General features: G+C 56.9%; 13 protein-coding genes. 5 read left to right on the plus strand and 8 right to left on the minus strand.

Features of this window, described 5'->3' with window-relative positions; genetic code table 11:
* Nucleotides 1–122: 122 nt before the first annotated feature.
* The 5 genes from yqaB (at nucleotide 123) to DEO48_RS06670 (ending at nucleotide 4,230) form a co-directional block, all read left to right on the plus strand.
* Nucleotides 123–689 (plus strand): fructose-1-phosphate/6-phosphogluconate phosphatase, encoded by a 567-nt coding sequence (yqaB, locus tag DEO48_RS06650; RefSeq protein WP_023308940.1) that lies wholly within the window; start codon nucleotides 123–125, stop codon nucleotides 687–689.
* On the plus strand, nucleotides 686–1,114 hold the full coding sequence (locus DEO48_RS06655; protein WP_008499541.1) for a YqaA family protein: 429 nt from the start codon (nucleotides 686–688) through the stop codon (nucleotides 1,112–1,114). The genes yqaB and DEO48_RS06655 overlap by 4 nt, the downstream gene beginning before the upstream one ends.
* 83 nt (nucleotides 1,115–1,197) lie before the next feature.
* Nucleotides 1,198–2,742, plus strand: a complete 1,545-nt coding sequence (gene gshA / locus DEO48_RS06660; RefSeq protein ID WP_109844698.1) for a glutamate--cysteine ligase — start codon at nucleotides 1,198–1,200, stop codon at nucleotides 2,740–2,742.
* Nucleotides 2,743–2,895: 153 nt separating this feature from the next.
* On the plus strand, nucleotides 2,896–3,411 hold the full coding sequence (gene luxS / locus DEO48_RS06665; RefSeq protein ID WP_008499539.1) for an S-ribosylhomocysteine lyase: 516 nt from the start codon (nucleotides 2,896–2,898) through the stop codon (nucleotides 3,409–3,411).
* Nucleotides 3,412–3,465: 54 nt separating this feature from the next.
* Nucleotides 3,466–4,230, plus strand: a complete 765-nt coding sequence (locus DEO48_RS06670) for a helix-turn-helix domain-containing protein (protein WP_109844699.1) — start codon at nucleotides 3,466–3,468, stop codon at nucleotides 4,228–4,230.
* On the opposite strand, the gene leuA is transcribed toward DEO48_RS06670, so the two are convergent.
* From leuA to proV, 8 genes are all read right to left on the minus strand, one after another.
* Nucleotides 4,217–5,872, minus strand: coding sequence for a 2-isopropylmalate synthase (gene leuA / locus DEO48_RS06675; protein ID WP_109844700.1), 1,656 nt, complete (start codon nucleotides 5,870–5,872; stop codon nucleotides 4,217–4,219). The genes DEO48_RS06670 and leuA overlap by 14 nt on opposite strands.
* A gap of 96 nt (nucleotides 5,873–5,968) precedes the next feature.
* A complete protein-coding gene (emrB, locus tag DEO48_RS06680; protein WP_109844701.1) occupies nucleotides 5,969–7,516 on the minus strand; it encodes a multidrug efflux MFS transporter permease subunit EmrB in 1,548 nt (515 codons plus the stop codon).
* A 16-nt stretch (nucleotides 7,517–7,532) separates the two neighbouring features.
* Nucleotides 7,533–8,705: a multidrug efflux MFS transporter periplasmic adaptor subunit EmrA gene (gene emrA / locus DEO48_RS06685; protein ID WP_023308934.1), complete on the minus strand. Its 1,173-nt coding sequence runs from the start codon at nucleotides 8,703–8,705 to the stop codon at nucleotides 7,533–7,535.
* A 126-nt stretch (nucleotides 8,706–8,831) separates the two neighbouring features.
* The gene (gene mprA, locus DEO48_RS06690; protein ID WP_023308933.1) at nucleotides 8,832–9,362 is read right to left on the minus strand and encodes a transcriptional repressor MprA; all 531 of its coding nucleotides are present in this window, start codon (nucleotides 9,360–9,362) and stop codon (nucleotides 8,832–8,834) included.
* Between the two features lie 313 nt (nucleotides 9,363–9,675).
* Nucleotides 9,676–10,860, minus strand: coding sequence for an MFS transporter (locus DEO48_RS06695; protein ID WP_029742048.1), 1,185 nt, complete (start codon nucleotides 10,858–10,860; stop codon nucleotides 9,676–9,678).
* Between the two features lie 191 nt (nucleotides 10,861–11,051).
* On the minus strand, nucleotides 11,052–12,047 hold the full coding sequence (gene proX / locus DEO48_RS06700) for a glycine betaine/L-proline ABC transporter substrate-binding protein ProX (RefSeq protein WP_023308931.1): 996 nt from the start codon (nucleotides 12,045–12,047) through the stop codon (nucleotides 11,052–11,054).
* Between the two features lie 9 nt (nucleotides 12,048–12,056).
* Complete coding sequence (gene proW, locus DEO48_RS06705) at nucleotides 12,057–13,127, minus strand: glycine betaine/L-proline ABC transporter permease ProW (RefSeq protein WP_109844702.1); 1,071 nt, start codon at nucleotides 13,125–13,127, stop codon at nucleotides 12,057–12,059.
* Nucleotides 13,111–14,322, minus strand: a complete 1,212-nt coding sequence (proV, locus tag DEO48_RS06710) for a glycine betaine/L-proline ABC transporter ATP-binding protein ProV (RefSeq protein WP_109844703.1) — start codon at nucleotides 14,320–14,322, stop codon at nucleotides 13,111–13,113. Before proV ends, proW begins: the two co-directional genes overlap by 17 nt.
* Nucleotides 14,323–14,447 lie beyond the last annotated feature (125 nt).

Consider the following 14,447-nt stretch of genomic DNA (forward strand, 5'->3'; position numbering starts at 1 on the left):
CTTCTGTTATTCCCTTCGATGTTTAGTTCTTAATCACTCTCCTAGTTATCACTTCGCAATCAGCGACAAAAATCACCATTTACGATAAAGTAATGCTTTGTTAATCGTTTAGCGAGAGCACGATGTACGCACAGTATGACGGTTTGATCTTCGATATGGACGGCACTCTCCTGGATACCGAACCCACGCATCGTCAAGCCTGGACTGACGTCCTGGGCCGTTACGGCATGCGTTTCGATCTTCAGGCGATGATTGCCCTCAACGGATCCCCCACCTGGCGTATTGCGCAGGCCGTGATTGAACTGAATCAGGCCGATCTCGACCCGCATCTGCTCGCGCGCGAAAAAACCGATGCGGTAAAAGCCATGCTTTTAGATACCGTACGCCCTCTGCCGCTGATTGATGTGGTAAAAGAGTGGCACGGGCGCCGCCCGATGTCGGTAGGAACAGGCAGTGAAAGCTCGATTGCAGAAGCTTTGCTTAATCATCTTGGCCTGCGCCACTATTTTTCTGCCGTGGTCGCCGCCGATCATGTTAAACATCACAAGCCCGCACCGGACACCTTCCTGCTTTGCGCAGAATTAATGGGCGTCCCGGCGGCAAAATGTGTCGTTTTTGAAGACGCCGATTTCGGCATTCAGGCCGCGCGTGATGCCGGAATGGATGCGGTGGATGTGCGCTTACTGTGAGTGACGCGCTGTCACTTGCTTCATTATTCGCCAGCAGTTTTTTAAGCGCCACGCTGTTACCGGGAAATTCGGAAGTGGTGCTGGTGGCGATGCTGTTGTCCGGCGTGAGTCAGCCCTGGCTGCTTGTATTAATAGCAACAATGGGTAATAGCCTTGGAGGGCTGACTAACGTTATTCTTGGGCGTTTCTTTCCGCTGCGCGAAAAATCGCGCTGGCAGGAAAAGGCAGTCGGCTGGCTAAAACGCTATGGCGCTGCCACGCTGTTATTAAGCTGGATGCCTGTAATAGGCGATTTACTGTGTCTGCTGGCGGGATGGATGCGCATCTCCTGGGGACCGGTGCTCTTTTTTTTGTGCCTTGGCAAGGCGTTGCGCTATGTTCTCGTGGCGTGGGCAACACTGCAGGGTATGACGTGGTGGCACTAATTGGTGGAATGAATACGCGACCTTCAATCGTCAACCATTACAATTATGCTGAGTAACATTACTTTGACAGGCGGGAGGTCAATTTGATCCCGGACGTATCTCAGGCGCTGGCCTGGCTGGAAAACCACCCTCAGGCATTGAAGGGTATTCAGCGTGGTCTTGAGCGTGAAACGCTGCGCGTTAACGCGGACGGTAGCTTAGCGACGACGGGTCACCCGAAGGCGTTAGGCTCGGCGCTAACACATAAATGGATCACAACCGATTTCGCTGAGGCACTGCTGGAGTTCATCACGCCAGTAGAGGGTGATATTGATCATATGCTGACGATCATGCGCGATATCCATCGCTACACCGCGCGCAACATGGGCGACGAACGTATGTGGCCCCTCAGCATGCCGTGCTATATCGAGCAGGGCCAGAAGATTGAGCTGGCGCAGTACGGCACGTCAAATATCGGTCGGCTGAAAACGCTCTATCGCGAAGGGCTGAAAAACCGCTACGGCGCGTTGATGCAGACGATCTCGGGCGTGCATTACAACTTCTCGCTGCCAATGGCATTCTGGCAGGCGAAATGCGGTGAAACGGATAAAGACGCGATCTCTGAAGGCTACTTCCGCCTGATCCGCAACTATTACCGTTTCGGCTGGGTGATCCCGTATCTGTTTGGTGCCTCCCCGGCGATCTGTTCTTCGTTCCTGCAGGGGAAACCGACCACGCTGCCGTTCGAGAAGACCGAGTGCGGAATGTACTATCTCCCGTACGCCACCTCTCTGCGCCTGAGCGATCTCGGTTATACCAATAAATCGCAAAGCAATCTCGGTATTACGTTTAACGAATTGCACGAATATGTGGCAGGATTGAAGCGGGCGATCAAAACCCCGTCGGAAGAGTACGAGAAAATCGGCCTCGAAAAAGACGGCAAGCGCCTGCAAATCAACAGCAATGTGCTGCAGATTGAAAACGAGCTGTATGCGCCTATTCGTCCTAAACGCGTAACGCGCAGCGGTGAAACCCCGTCGGATGCGCTGCAGCGCGGCGGGATCGAATACATTGAAGTGCGTTCGCTGGATATCAACCCATTCTCACCGATTGGCGTTGATGAGCAGCAGATTCGCTTCCTGGATCTGTTTATGGTCTGGTGCGTGCTGGCGGATGCGCCGGAAATGAGTTCAGACGAACTGCTCTGTACCCGTACAAACTGGAATCGCGTGATTCTGGAAGGGCGTAAGCCGGGCCTGACGTTGGGTATCGGCTGCGAAACGGCACAGTTCCCGCTGACCAAAGTCGGCAAAGATCTGTTCCGCGATCTGAAGCGTGTTGCCCGCACAATGGACAGCATTGACGGCGGCGACGCGTATCAACAGATCTGCGACCAGCTGGTGGAATGTTTTGATAATCCGGAACTGACGTTCTCAGCGCGTATTCTGCGTTCTATGATCGATCAGGGCATTGGCGGCACGGGGCGTTCACTCTCAGCGGAGTATCGTGAGATGCTGATGCAGGAGCCGTTAGAAGTGCTGAGCGAAGCAGATTTTGCCGCGGAACGCGATGCGTCCGTGGTGCGTCAGAAAGAGGTTGAAGCGGCGGATACCGAGTCGTTTGAGACGTTTCTGGCGAAGCAGTCTTAAGCAGAAAAGAAAAAGGCCACATCGCTGTGGCCAAAATATACATCTCTGAATTCAGGGATGATGATAACAAATGCGCGTCTTTCATATACTCAGACGTGCATTCTGTAGAAGAGTTCAGTTTATTTTAAAAAAAATCACTGTCGGAGGTGACGTATGCCGTTATTAGATAGCTTTACTGTCGACCATACCCGTATGGAAGCACCTGCAGTACGCGTGGCGAAGACCATGCACACCCCGCACGGCGACACGATCACCGTCTTCGATCTGCGTTTCTGCGTGCCAAATAAAGAAGTGATGCCAGAGAAAGGCATTCATACCCTGGAACACCTGTTCGCCGGTTTCATGCGTGACCATCTGAACGGCAACGGCGTTGAGATCATCGACATCTCCCCTATGGGCTGCCGTACCGGTTTCTACATGAGCCTGATTGGCCAGCCGGAAGAGAAACGCGTCGCTGATGCGTGGAAAGCGGCGATGGAAGACGTGCTGAAGGTGAAAGAGCAGAACCAGATCCCTGAGCTGAACGTTTACCAGTGCGGTACTTACCAGATGCACTCTCTGGAAGAAGCGCAGGAAATCGCGCGTCACATCATTGAGCGTGATGTTCGCGTGAACAGCAACGAAGAGCTGGCCCTGCCAAAAGAAAAACTGCAGGAACTGCACATCTAGTGCACCTTTTCCCTCTCCCTCCGGGAGAGGGTAGGGTGAGGGTGGTTTAACCCCATGACCACAACCTCAACGTTCTCCTTTACCCATCGTCCCCTCGTTCCGTTCGCCCATGATTACGTTCATGGTGACAGCGAGCCGTGGCATGAGCACGACTGCGCGCAGCTGTTGCACATCCTGAGCGGCGTGGTACGGGTAGATACCGTCTCGGGCTGCTGGGTGGTACCGCCTGGCCGCGGCGTCTGGCTGCCGGCGGGCACTCGCCACTCGCTTCGCATCACCGGCAACGTGGCGGCGCGAACGCTGTTCATCGATCCGCTGGCGCGGGCCGATCTCCCGGCCACCTGCCAGATCGTGCAGATCGCGCCGCTGTTGCGCGAGCTGATCCTCGTCTCTCTTGCTTTACCTGAATCGTACTCGCCCGGCAGCCGGGATGAACGCGTTTATGAACTCATTCTCGATGAAATCCGCACTATGCCGGTGCTGCCGTTTCACCTGCCGGAGCCGGAAAGCGAGGCGTTACGCCACCTGTGTCTGCTAATCCGGCAAAACGCGGGGGAGAGCTGGAGCGGCGCGCAGGCCGCGAGCATGATGAACATGAGCGAGCGCACCCTGAACCGCCATTTTCAGCAGCAGACGGGATTAAGCTACGGCGAGTGGCTGAGAAGGGCGCGCCTGCTGGAAGCCTTAGTGCGGCTGGCGCAGGGCCAGCCGGTACTGCGCGTGGCGCTGGATCTGGGGTACGGCAGCCACAGCGCCTTTACGGCCATGTTTCGCCGGGTGATGGGCATCTCCCCCAGCGATTACTTTAAGAACGACTGACGGCGTTTAAGAGCGCCTGAAGCGACGCGCGCGCCACGTCGCTGTCGATGCCCACGCCCCAGCGGCTGCTCCCGTCCTGGAACAGGCAGCGGATGTAGGCCACCGAGCGGCTGTCGCTGCGTTCGCCTAACGTATGCTCGTGATAATCCTTAATCACGAACGGGGCGTTGACCCAGCGGCTTAAGCCCTGAGCGGCGGCGGAGAGCAGACCGTTACCCTGACCTTCCAGCTGACGCGTTCCCCCCTGCGTAGCGATGCTTGCCGTCAAACGCAGCTGGCCGTCCTGCTGGCTGTCGCTGCGGTAGGATTGCAACGCAAACTGCGGCGTGGCGACCAGGCCGTAGCGGGTGCGGAACAGCTGCCACAGCGCATTTTGCGTCATCTCTTTTCCGTGGCGATCGGTTTCCTGCTGCACGTGCTGACTGAAATCCTGCTGCAGGGCGCGAGGTAATTTCAGACCATGATTCTGTTCGATGAGCCACGCGCTGCCGCTTTTCCCTGACTGGCTGTTTACGCGGATCACCGCTTCGTAGGTGCAGCCAATATCCTGCGGATCGACGGGCAGATACGGCATCTCCCAGCGATCGCCAGGCCTGCGGGCATCAAAGCCTTTTTTGATCGCATCCTGGTGCGAGCCGGAGAAGGCGGTATAGGCCAGTCGTCCGGCCCACGGGTGGCGCGGATGCACCGGCAGCTGGTTGCAGGCTTCCACCACTTCCACCACCCGGTTCATATCGCTAAAGTCCAGATTCGGGCTAACCCCCTGGCTGTAGAGGTTCATTGCCAGCGTCACCAGGCAGACGTTGCCCGTACGTTCCCCGTTACCAAACAGACAGCCCTCCACGCGGTCAGCTCCCGCCATTACGGCCAGCTCCGCGCAGGCAACGCCGGTACCGCGGTCGTTATGCGGATGCACGCTGATGCAGACATCCCGGCGGCGGCTGAAGTGGCGACAGAAATACTCGATCTGGTCGGCATAGACGTTCGGCGTGCTCACTTCGACGGTTGCGGGTAAGTTGATCACCATCGGGCGTTCGTCGCACGGCTGCCAGATTTCCGCCACGGCTTCACAAATCTCCAGCGCAAACTCCGGCTCGGTAAAGCAGAAGGTCTCCGGGGAATACTGATACTGCCAGCGGGTGTCTGGGTTCTCTTCACAAAGCTGACGAATAAGCCGCGTGGATCGCGTCGCCAGCTCGACGACTTGCGTTTTCTCCATGCCGAATACCAGGCGGCGGAACAGCGGGGCGGTGGCGTTATACAGATGGACGGTGGCCTGTTTCGCACCGCGCAGGGATTCGAAAGTGCGATGGATGAGATCTTCCCGCGCCTGGGTTAATACCTGAATCGTGACGTCATCCGGGATGCGGTTCTCTTCAATCAGCTGGCGAACAAAGTTGAAGTCCGTCTGCGAGGCGGACGGGAAAGCCACCTCAATTTCTTTGAATCCGCAGCCCAGCAGCAGATCCCAGAACTGCAGCTTGCGGGTGCTGTCCATCGGCTCGGCAAGGGCCTGGTTACCGTCGCGCAGGTCGGTTGAGAGCCAGCGCGGCGCGCGGGTGATACGTCGCTCCGGCCAGCGTCGGTCGGGAAGGGAAAGGGTCGGATAGGGTTGGTACTTGTCGGCGGGTGTGTTCAGCATGATGCGCTCCTGTTGTCTTTTCACTATCGTGAATTGATTTCAGGAGCGCTGCTTTATCGAAACTGACAATCGCTGTCGCGTTCCGGACAACGCGATTTAGTGCGCCCCACCGCCGCCGCTACCGGCGCCAAACGGTGGTTTAGCAAACCACACCAGCCCCAGCAGGACGATAAAGATCCCCGCCGATATCCAGAAAATCTCGTTGGCCGAGATAATCAGACCCTGGTTGGTGATCTGCTGGGCGATCCAGCCGGACGCCTGCTGTTCCGTCATACCCATTCCCTGAAGCTGGTTGTACATCTCCCTGGAGTTCGGATTGAACGGGTTCACCGCTTCGGTCAACTGGGCATGGTGCATCGATTCACGGTTAGTCCACAGGGTGGTGGTGATCGACGTACCAATCGAGCCCGCCAGCGTTCGCGTAAAGTTCGACAGGCTCGATGCGGCCGCCATGCGCTCAGGCGGTAAACCGGAAAGCGTGATGGTGGTCAGTGGCATAAAGAAACACGCCACGGCAAAGCCCTGAATAAACTGCGGCCACGCGGACGCGCCAAAGTCCATTCCCGGTTCGAACGTATACGCACGCCAGTAGAAGCACACGGCGTACATGATAAAGCTGAACGTCACCAGCCGGCGCATGTCGAGCTTGTGGGCGAAGCGGCCAATAATCGGCGACAGCAGAACCGGAATCAATCCAACCGGCGCCGAGGCTAAACCTGCCCAGGTTGCGGTGTAGCCGTATACCTCCTGCAACAGCTGCGGCAGCAGTACAATCGCGCCGAAGTAGAGCATGTAGGCGAGGCTGATACACAGACAGCCTATGGTGAAGTTTCGCGACTTAAACAGCGACAGGTCGACTATCGGGTTATCGTCCGTCAGCTCCCAGACAATCAGGAAGCTCAGCGACACCACCGCGACAATCGTCAGGATGATGATCTCCCTGGAGTTGAACCAGTCCAGCTCTTTGCCCTGGTCGAGCATGACCTGCAGGCTACCGATGCCGACAACCAGCAGTGCCAAACCAATGGCGTCGATACGCCGCTGTTCCGTCCGGGTTTCTCTGCCGCGCAGCGACTGGAGCGTCATCATTACCACGATGGCGCCAATCGGTACGTTGATGAAGAAGATCCAGCCCCAGTGATAGTTGTCGCTGATATAGCCGCCTAAGATAGGTCCGCAAATCGGCGCGACAATCACGGTCATTGACCACAGCGCCAGCGCGATGGAGCGCTTGGCGGGCGGGTAGTTGTTCAGCAGTAAACTCTGCGACAGCGGAATCAGCGGTCCGGCAACGATCCCCTGAATGACGCGGAAGAAAATCAGCATCGTCAGGCTGCTGGACATGCCGCACGCCCAGGAGGCAAGAACGAACAATATCGTCGACCAGAGAAACAGCTTCACTTCACCGACGCGCTTTGCCAGCCAGCCGGTAATCGGAATGGAGATGGCGTTTGCCACCCCAAACGAGGTAATGACCCAGGTCCCCTGGCTCAGCGACGAGCCAAGGTTACCGGCGATAGTCGGGATCGCCACGTTTGCGATGGTGGAGTCCAGCACCTGCATGAATGTCGCCAGCGACAGCGCGATGGTCATAATGACCAGCTGCGCGCCTTCCAGCGGTTTTTGCGGCTTTTGCTGTTGCATAACGCTCACCTTCGGATTAACCGGCGTTTGCCTTCACGATGTCATCGATCAGCTTGTTGACCGGATCGAGGCTAATTTCACGGGCGTTACTTTCATAAGCCGGGCTGCTGCGCACCTGGCTTGCCAGGATCTGGCCGTCGCGGTTGGCGGTGTCGACCGTCACCAGCGTAGAGAGGCCAATACGCAGCGGGTGATCCGCCAGCTGTTTGGCATCCAGCTCAATACGCACGGGCAGACGCTGAACCACTTTGATCCAGTTACCGGTGGCGTTTTGCGCAGGCAGCAGGGAGAAAGCGCTGCCGGTCCCCATGTCCAGACCGACCACTTTACCGGTGTACTTCACGTCATCGCCGTAGATGTCGCTGACTACCGTCGCGCTCTGGCCGATACGCATATGGGCAAGCTGCGTCTCTTTAAAGTTGGCGTCTACCCACAGATTGTCCGCCGGCACGACCGCCATCAGCGGCGTGGTTGGGCTAATCTGCGCCCCTGGCTGGACTGAACGACGGGAGACATAGCCGGTCATCGGACTGACGATTTTGGTACGCTGCAGGGCAAGCCACGCGTTGCGCACTTCGGTCGCCGCCTGCTGTACGGCAGGCTGGTTTTCCAGGCTGGTGCCCAGCACCATCGCCTGGTTGGCGTTGTATTGTTGAATGGCTACATCCAGCTGTGCCTGAGCGCTGGCAACGGCGTCGCGGGCGTGCTGCAGCTCTTCACGGCCAATCAGGTTGGCGGTGCCGAGCGGAACGCGGCGGTTCAGGTCGCTCTGCGCCTGCGCCAGCGCCGTTTTCTGCACGTCGATGTTGGCCTGCAGCTGTTTGCTGTTGATCATCAGTTGGCGGGTCTGACGGACGCTGGAGGCCAGCGCGGTCTGTGCTTTTTCAAACGCCTGCTGGGCGTCGGTTGGATCGAGGGTCACCAACACATCGCCTTTTTGCACAAAGTCGGTATTGTCAGCCCAGACTTTCGTCACGCTGCCCGACACCTGCGCCATAATTTGTACCTGGTTCCCTGCCACGTACGCGTCGTCAGTCTCTTCAGCATGACGCAGTACTAAAAACCAATAGATCCCATATGCCACGGCAATAATGATAAAGAGCAAGGTCAACAGAAGAAGGGCGCTCTTACGTTTGCCTTTCTTGTTGGCCGGTTGCTGCGGGGTAGTGCTCTCCGCATTTGCGCTCATTGTTGTTCTCCACGATCTTCTTATTTTCACATCGGCTGAGCCGACCTGTTGTCAGAAAGGCCAGCACTGTGACGTGCTGGCCTGTCGGTTTTCTTATGAATCTGGAATAGTGAGCGTGTCGTCGCGTTAGCGCAGCGCCTCAAGAACGGCGCCGTCTTCATCCATCTGGTCCAGACGGGTGAGCAGCTTGCGAGTGATGTGCTCAAGCTGGTCGCGCTCGGCGGTGCTGAGGGCAGACCAGAGTTTGTGCAGGCAATTGTGCTGAGGTGGCAGCACCTCGCGCAGGAACTGGTGACCTTTATCGGTCAGTTGCAGATGCAGGCAGCGGCGATCGTTGTCGCTTTCACGGCGCTCAATCCAGCCGCGCTTTTCGAGTTCATCGGCAATACGGGTCGCATTGGTACGGGAGGAGCCCAGCGCGCAGCTCAGTTCGGAAGGCTGAATGCTGTGATTTTCCTGAGACTCCAGCGTAATCAACGCCATAAACAACGTCTCGTTAATCCCTTGAGCTTTCAGCATTTTATTACGGTTTTCCAGTAGCTTACCCTGCATGTGCATGCACAGGCGAGTCAGCAGAATTTCCTGATACGGGAAGTCCTCATGGCGACTGGCGCGGAATTTAAGCATTTGTTCAATGGGCGTAAACGAACTATCCATTTGGGCATAACCTCATTAATTGCAGCCGATATAGTAACGATAGTGACAAATAATGTAAATGAATTATTTGTGCGGTTATATCCGCCAAACTTATGTCACCATCAGAAAGCGCCGGGTAAGTCCGTGACCCGGTGAGCACAGAAAGCGTTGGGTGTGAACCCGCTGAAGAGAGGATGTGAGGACTGGGGTCTGAACTATTCATGCCAATTGTAAATATGTCACCCACATTAAAATTTCTGGGATAAATGATTACGTTTACATTAACAGAGTGAAGGGCCTCTTAACACCCTAAGAGGCCAACTCAATGTAAATGTTAGTTAATTGCATCCTGACGGTGATAACCGCGCCACCATACTAGCAGGTTGAGGGTAGCGACGATGGCCCCGATCGCGCATACCCCCGACCAGCCCGCATGCTGCCACGCCGACGCTGAAATAAGCGAACCCGCCGCGCCGCCGATGAAGTAGCTGGTCATGTATCCGGCCGTCAGGCGGTTACGCGCCTCTGGCTTCACGCGATAGATGACGGTCTGATTGGTGATGTGAACGCCCTGAACGGTGAGATCGAGCACCAGGATACCGACAATCAGCGCCAGCACCGAGATGTGTCCGTACCAGATCGCCGCCCAGGAGAGCAGAAGTAAAACCAGCCCTGCGGAGGTGGTCAGGTGGGATTTGCCCTTGTCGGCCAGCCCGCCAGCGGGGCGTGCGCCCAGCGCGCCTGCGGCGCCGGCCAGGCCGAACAGGCCAATCACCCCTTCGGAATAGTTGAACGGCGGCGCGGCCAGCAGAAACGCCATCGACGTCCAGAGAATGCTGAAGTTAGCGAAGGTGAAACAGCCCAGCAGGGCGCGGGTGCGCAGAAGCTTGTCCTGCGTAAACAGGCTGAAAACGGAGGCCAGCAGCTGAGGATAGTTCAGGTGGTTTTCCTGCTTCACTTTTGGCAGCCCGCGCCACAGCGCCAGCGCCATGATGACCATCAGCACGCTCGCCACCCAGTATACGGTGCGCCAGCCGCCGAGGCTTGCCAGCAGCCCTGCAACGGTACGCGCCAGCAAAATCCCCAGCAGCAGGCCGCTCATGATGGTGCCCACCACCTTGCCGCGTTTTTCCGGGGAGGCGAGGGTTGCGGCGAGCGGGACCAGGATTTGCGCCACCACGGAGAACAGCCCCGTAAGCGCGGTTCCGACGATCATCATCGTCAGCGACTGGCTGCTGGCGGTGATCAGCATCCCACCGGCGGCCAGCAGGGTCATGGAGACGATCAGCATTCGGCGTTCAAACATATCGCCGAGCGGCACCAGGAACAGCAGCCCGGCGGCATAGCCTAGCTGTGCTGCGGTAACGATAAAGCCTGCGGAGCTGGCAGAGAGATTGAACGCGCGGGCGATGGTGTCGAGAAGAGGCTGCGCGTAATAGTTGCTGGCGACCGCCAGACCCGTTGCCACGGACATTAAAAGGATGAGTGCGGGGCTAAGCCCTTGAGTTGTTTTTGTCATTAGTTTCAGGAATCGTTAGTTGAGTGATTATTTTTCCGGAAACCATAATAGCTAATGATTGTAAATAGTGGGGGATTGTTGGGTGATGTATTGTGCGGTTTAGGTGAATGGTGCGGTCTGGTGCCCTCACCCTAACCCTCTCCCACAGGGAGAGGGAACGCTAGCAGAGAGCCGGGGCGAGGGAAAATGTTTTACTTCTGCGCTTCAAGCGCCTCTTTCACCCAGCCGTCAAACTGCTGCTGGTGGGCCTTGATCCAGCCGTCGACGTGGCCTTTCACATCCGCTTCAGACGATTTGCCCGCATGCATCATCGCGTTCTGGGCATTGATGTCCGCCAGCGGCAGCTTCATTACCGAGAACAGCTTCGCCGCCGCCGGGTTTTTCTCCGCCCAGGCTTTGTTGGCCACGATATGCATGGTGTTCACCGGGAAGCCGTAGTTCATGCCGTTCGGCAGTTTGGTGTCGATATCCTTCTGCTCGCCCGGAAGGGAGGAGAACGGCACCTGCAGCCACACCACGTCTTTGCCCGGCTTCAGCACGTCGCTCACCCAGTAAGGCGTCCAGGTGTAGTAGATCACCGGTTTACCCTCTTTGAAGCGGGCAATGGTGTCGGCCATCATCGCTGAATAGTTGCCGTGGCTCACGTCGACCGTTTTCGCCAGATCGAAAGCTTTGTTCTGGTGGTTAATCACCGCTTCACAGCCCCAGCCCGGCGAGCAGCCCATCATGTCGGCCTTGCCGTCACCGTTGGTGTCAAACAGTTTGGCGATCTTTGGATCTTTCAGCTGTTCAATGTTGGTGATGTGGTACTTATCGGCGGTTTTCTTGTCGATCAGATATCCCTGCGCTGCGCCCGTCACGAAGGTGCCTTCGCGGTAGAACTTCTTGTCGCCACCGGCGGCGGCATACATGTCGTCGTGCAGCGGCTGCCAGTTCACCGCGGTAAAGGTGGCGTCACCGGAGGCAATCGACGTGTAGCCTACGTTGTAGTCCACTTCGCTCGGCGTGTTAACCGTGTAGCCCAGCTTCTCCAGCGCGCGGCTGACGATCAGAGTCTGGAAGCTCTCTTCCGAAATGGTGCTCTGCACCGGCTGTACGGTAATGCCTTTGCCAGGCAGGTCAGCCGCAAACGCGCTGGTGGAGACAAGGGTGGCAAACGCTGTGGCAAAAAGTACGTTATGTCGCATCGTTGTTCCTTATTTTGATTTCGTGAAAGGGCGGGTGAGTAACCCGACAGGGCCGGTGGTATACCAGCGACGGTTGCCGCGACTGCGTGAATCACGGCCGACGGCCTGGGTCAGGCGGTCAAGGATAATGGCGAGGATCACAATGCCGACGCCGCCGACGGTGGCCAGCCCCATGTCGAGACGGCCAATGCCGCGCAGCACCATCTGGCCCAGACCGCCAACGGCGATCATCGAGGCGATCACCACCATAGACAGGGCCAGCATCAGCGTCTGGTTAACGCCCGCCATGATGGTTGGCATCGCCAGCGGAAGCTGAACTTTGAACAGCATCTGGCGCGGGCTGGCACCGAACGAGCGTGACGCTTCGATCAGGTCCGCAGGCACCTGGTTAATCCCCAGAATGGTCAGACGAATAATCGGCGGCAGGGCGAAGATAATAGTCACCACCACGCCCGGCACGTTGCCGATGCCGAACAGCATTACGATAGGCACCAGATAGACGAACGCCGGGGTGGTCTGCATCGCATCCAGCAGCGGACGAATAATCTTCGCCGCCCGCGGGCTGCGCGCCAGCCAGATCCCCATCGGCAGGCCGATGACAATGCAGAAGAGCAGAGCGGTCAGTACCAGCGCCAGGGTGATCATCGCCTGCGACCACGCCCCAATCGCGCCGATGGCAATCAGCGAAATCAGCGTGGCGACCCCCATCCCCGCGCTACCGAACTGCCAGGCAATCAGGGAGAACAGGATAATCGCCACCGGCGCCGGCATGCCCAGCATCAGCTGCTGGAAGCCGTTCAGGATGTAATCCACCGGGACGCGGATCCCCTGGAAGACCGGACGGAAGTGCGTGACCACCCAGTCGATCCCCTCTGTGACCCAGCTGTCCAGCGGGATCAGCGTTTTATGGAACGGATCCATGATGTTGAAATGTTCTGGCGCAGGCGCGGGTGCGCTGTTCAGCCAGTCTGCCGCGCCGCCGCCATCGGCAGGAGCGGGCGTGGAACCCCACGCGTCGGTGGATTGCGCAGCGCTGTCCGCTGCCTCAGTGGCGCCCCACGGGTTAGATTGATCGGTCATTGTTTGCCCCCTCGCGATCTAAAGCCTGCAGCAGCATCCGTTTTGAGATGATGCCGACGTACTGTTGTTCCTCACCGACGACCGGCACGGCGCACGGCGCCTGGCCTACGTGAGAGAGCAACTCGCTGAGCGGCGTTTCGGCGTCCACGGCAAGCGGAGCGTCAATTAACGCCGCATCGATTCCCTGGTTCTCAGTGAGAGCCGTTTTCAGGGAGTCGATGGAGACAATGCCAACAAATTTATTGCCGCGTTCAACCAGATATCCGTATTCACGGTCTTCGTCCTGCAGCAGCTTAAGCGCCGAGCGCGGGCCGAAGCCTGGCGTTTTACGGATAATGCCGTTTGGCGTTCGACGGGCAATATCTTTGGCGCTAAAGACCTGGCTAATATCCACGCCGCGGAAGAAGGTGCGGACATAATCGTTCGCCGGATTATTGAGAATTTCATCCGGCGTGCCGACCTGCACCACTTCACCGTTTTGCATAATGGCAATGCGGTCGCCAATACGCATGGCTTCATCCAGATCGTGGGAAATAAAGACAATAGTTCGCTGATGTTTAGCCTGTAATTTTACCAGCTCATCCTGCATCTCGGTACGAATTAACGGATCGAGGGCAGAGAAGGCTTCATCCATTAATAATATGTCTGGATTAATGGCTAATGCACGGGCTAATCCTACGCGTTGACGCATACCGCCGGAAAGTTCATCCGGATACGCATGCGCATAATTTTCCAGCCCGACCTGACGCAGCGCATCAAGGGCTTTTTCCTCACGTTCCTGAGCCGGCGTGCCGGCTAATTCCATGCCGAAAGCGGTATTATCCAGCACCGTCATGTGCGGCATCAGCGCGAATGACTGGAACACCATTGCAATCTTCTTTCTGCGCACCTCGCGAAGCTCTGCGTCTGATATTCTGGCGATATCCACGCCGTCAATCAGCACCTGTCCGCGGGTGGGTTCAATCAGGCGATTGAGAAGGCGAACCATAGTGGATTTACCCGAACCGGATAATCCCATGATGACAAAAATCTCGCCTTCTTCAATGGCCAGACTGGCGTCTTTAACGCCAAGCGATAGCCCGGTTTTTTCCAGAATTTGCTCTTTCGTAAGGCCTTTCTCAATATATTTGAATGCGCGCTGCGGATGCTCGCCAAATACTTTATAAAGATTTTTCACTTCTAATTTAATTGCCATGCAATAGAGAGTGTCCTGTTATTTGTTTATGCCGATATGATTACCATGGTAAATTGTTAACGGGCATAACCCTAACATACTGAGAATCTGAGACAACCCTGAGTCGGGATGAAGGCAAAATTTTG

The organism is Enterobacter sp. CGMCC 5087 (genome assembly GCF_003144775.1).
In the GTDB taxonomy this organism is placed as follows: Bacteria; Pseudomonadota; Gammaproteobacteria; order Enterobacterales; family Enterobacteriaceae; genus Enterobacter; species Enterobacter cloacae_M.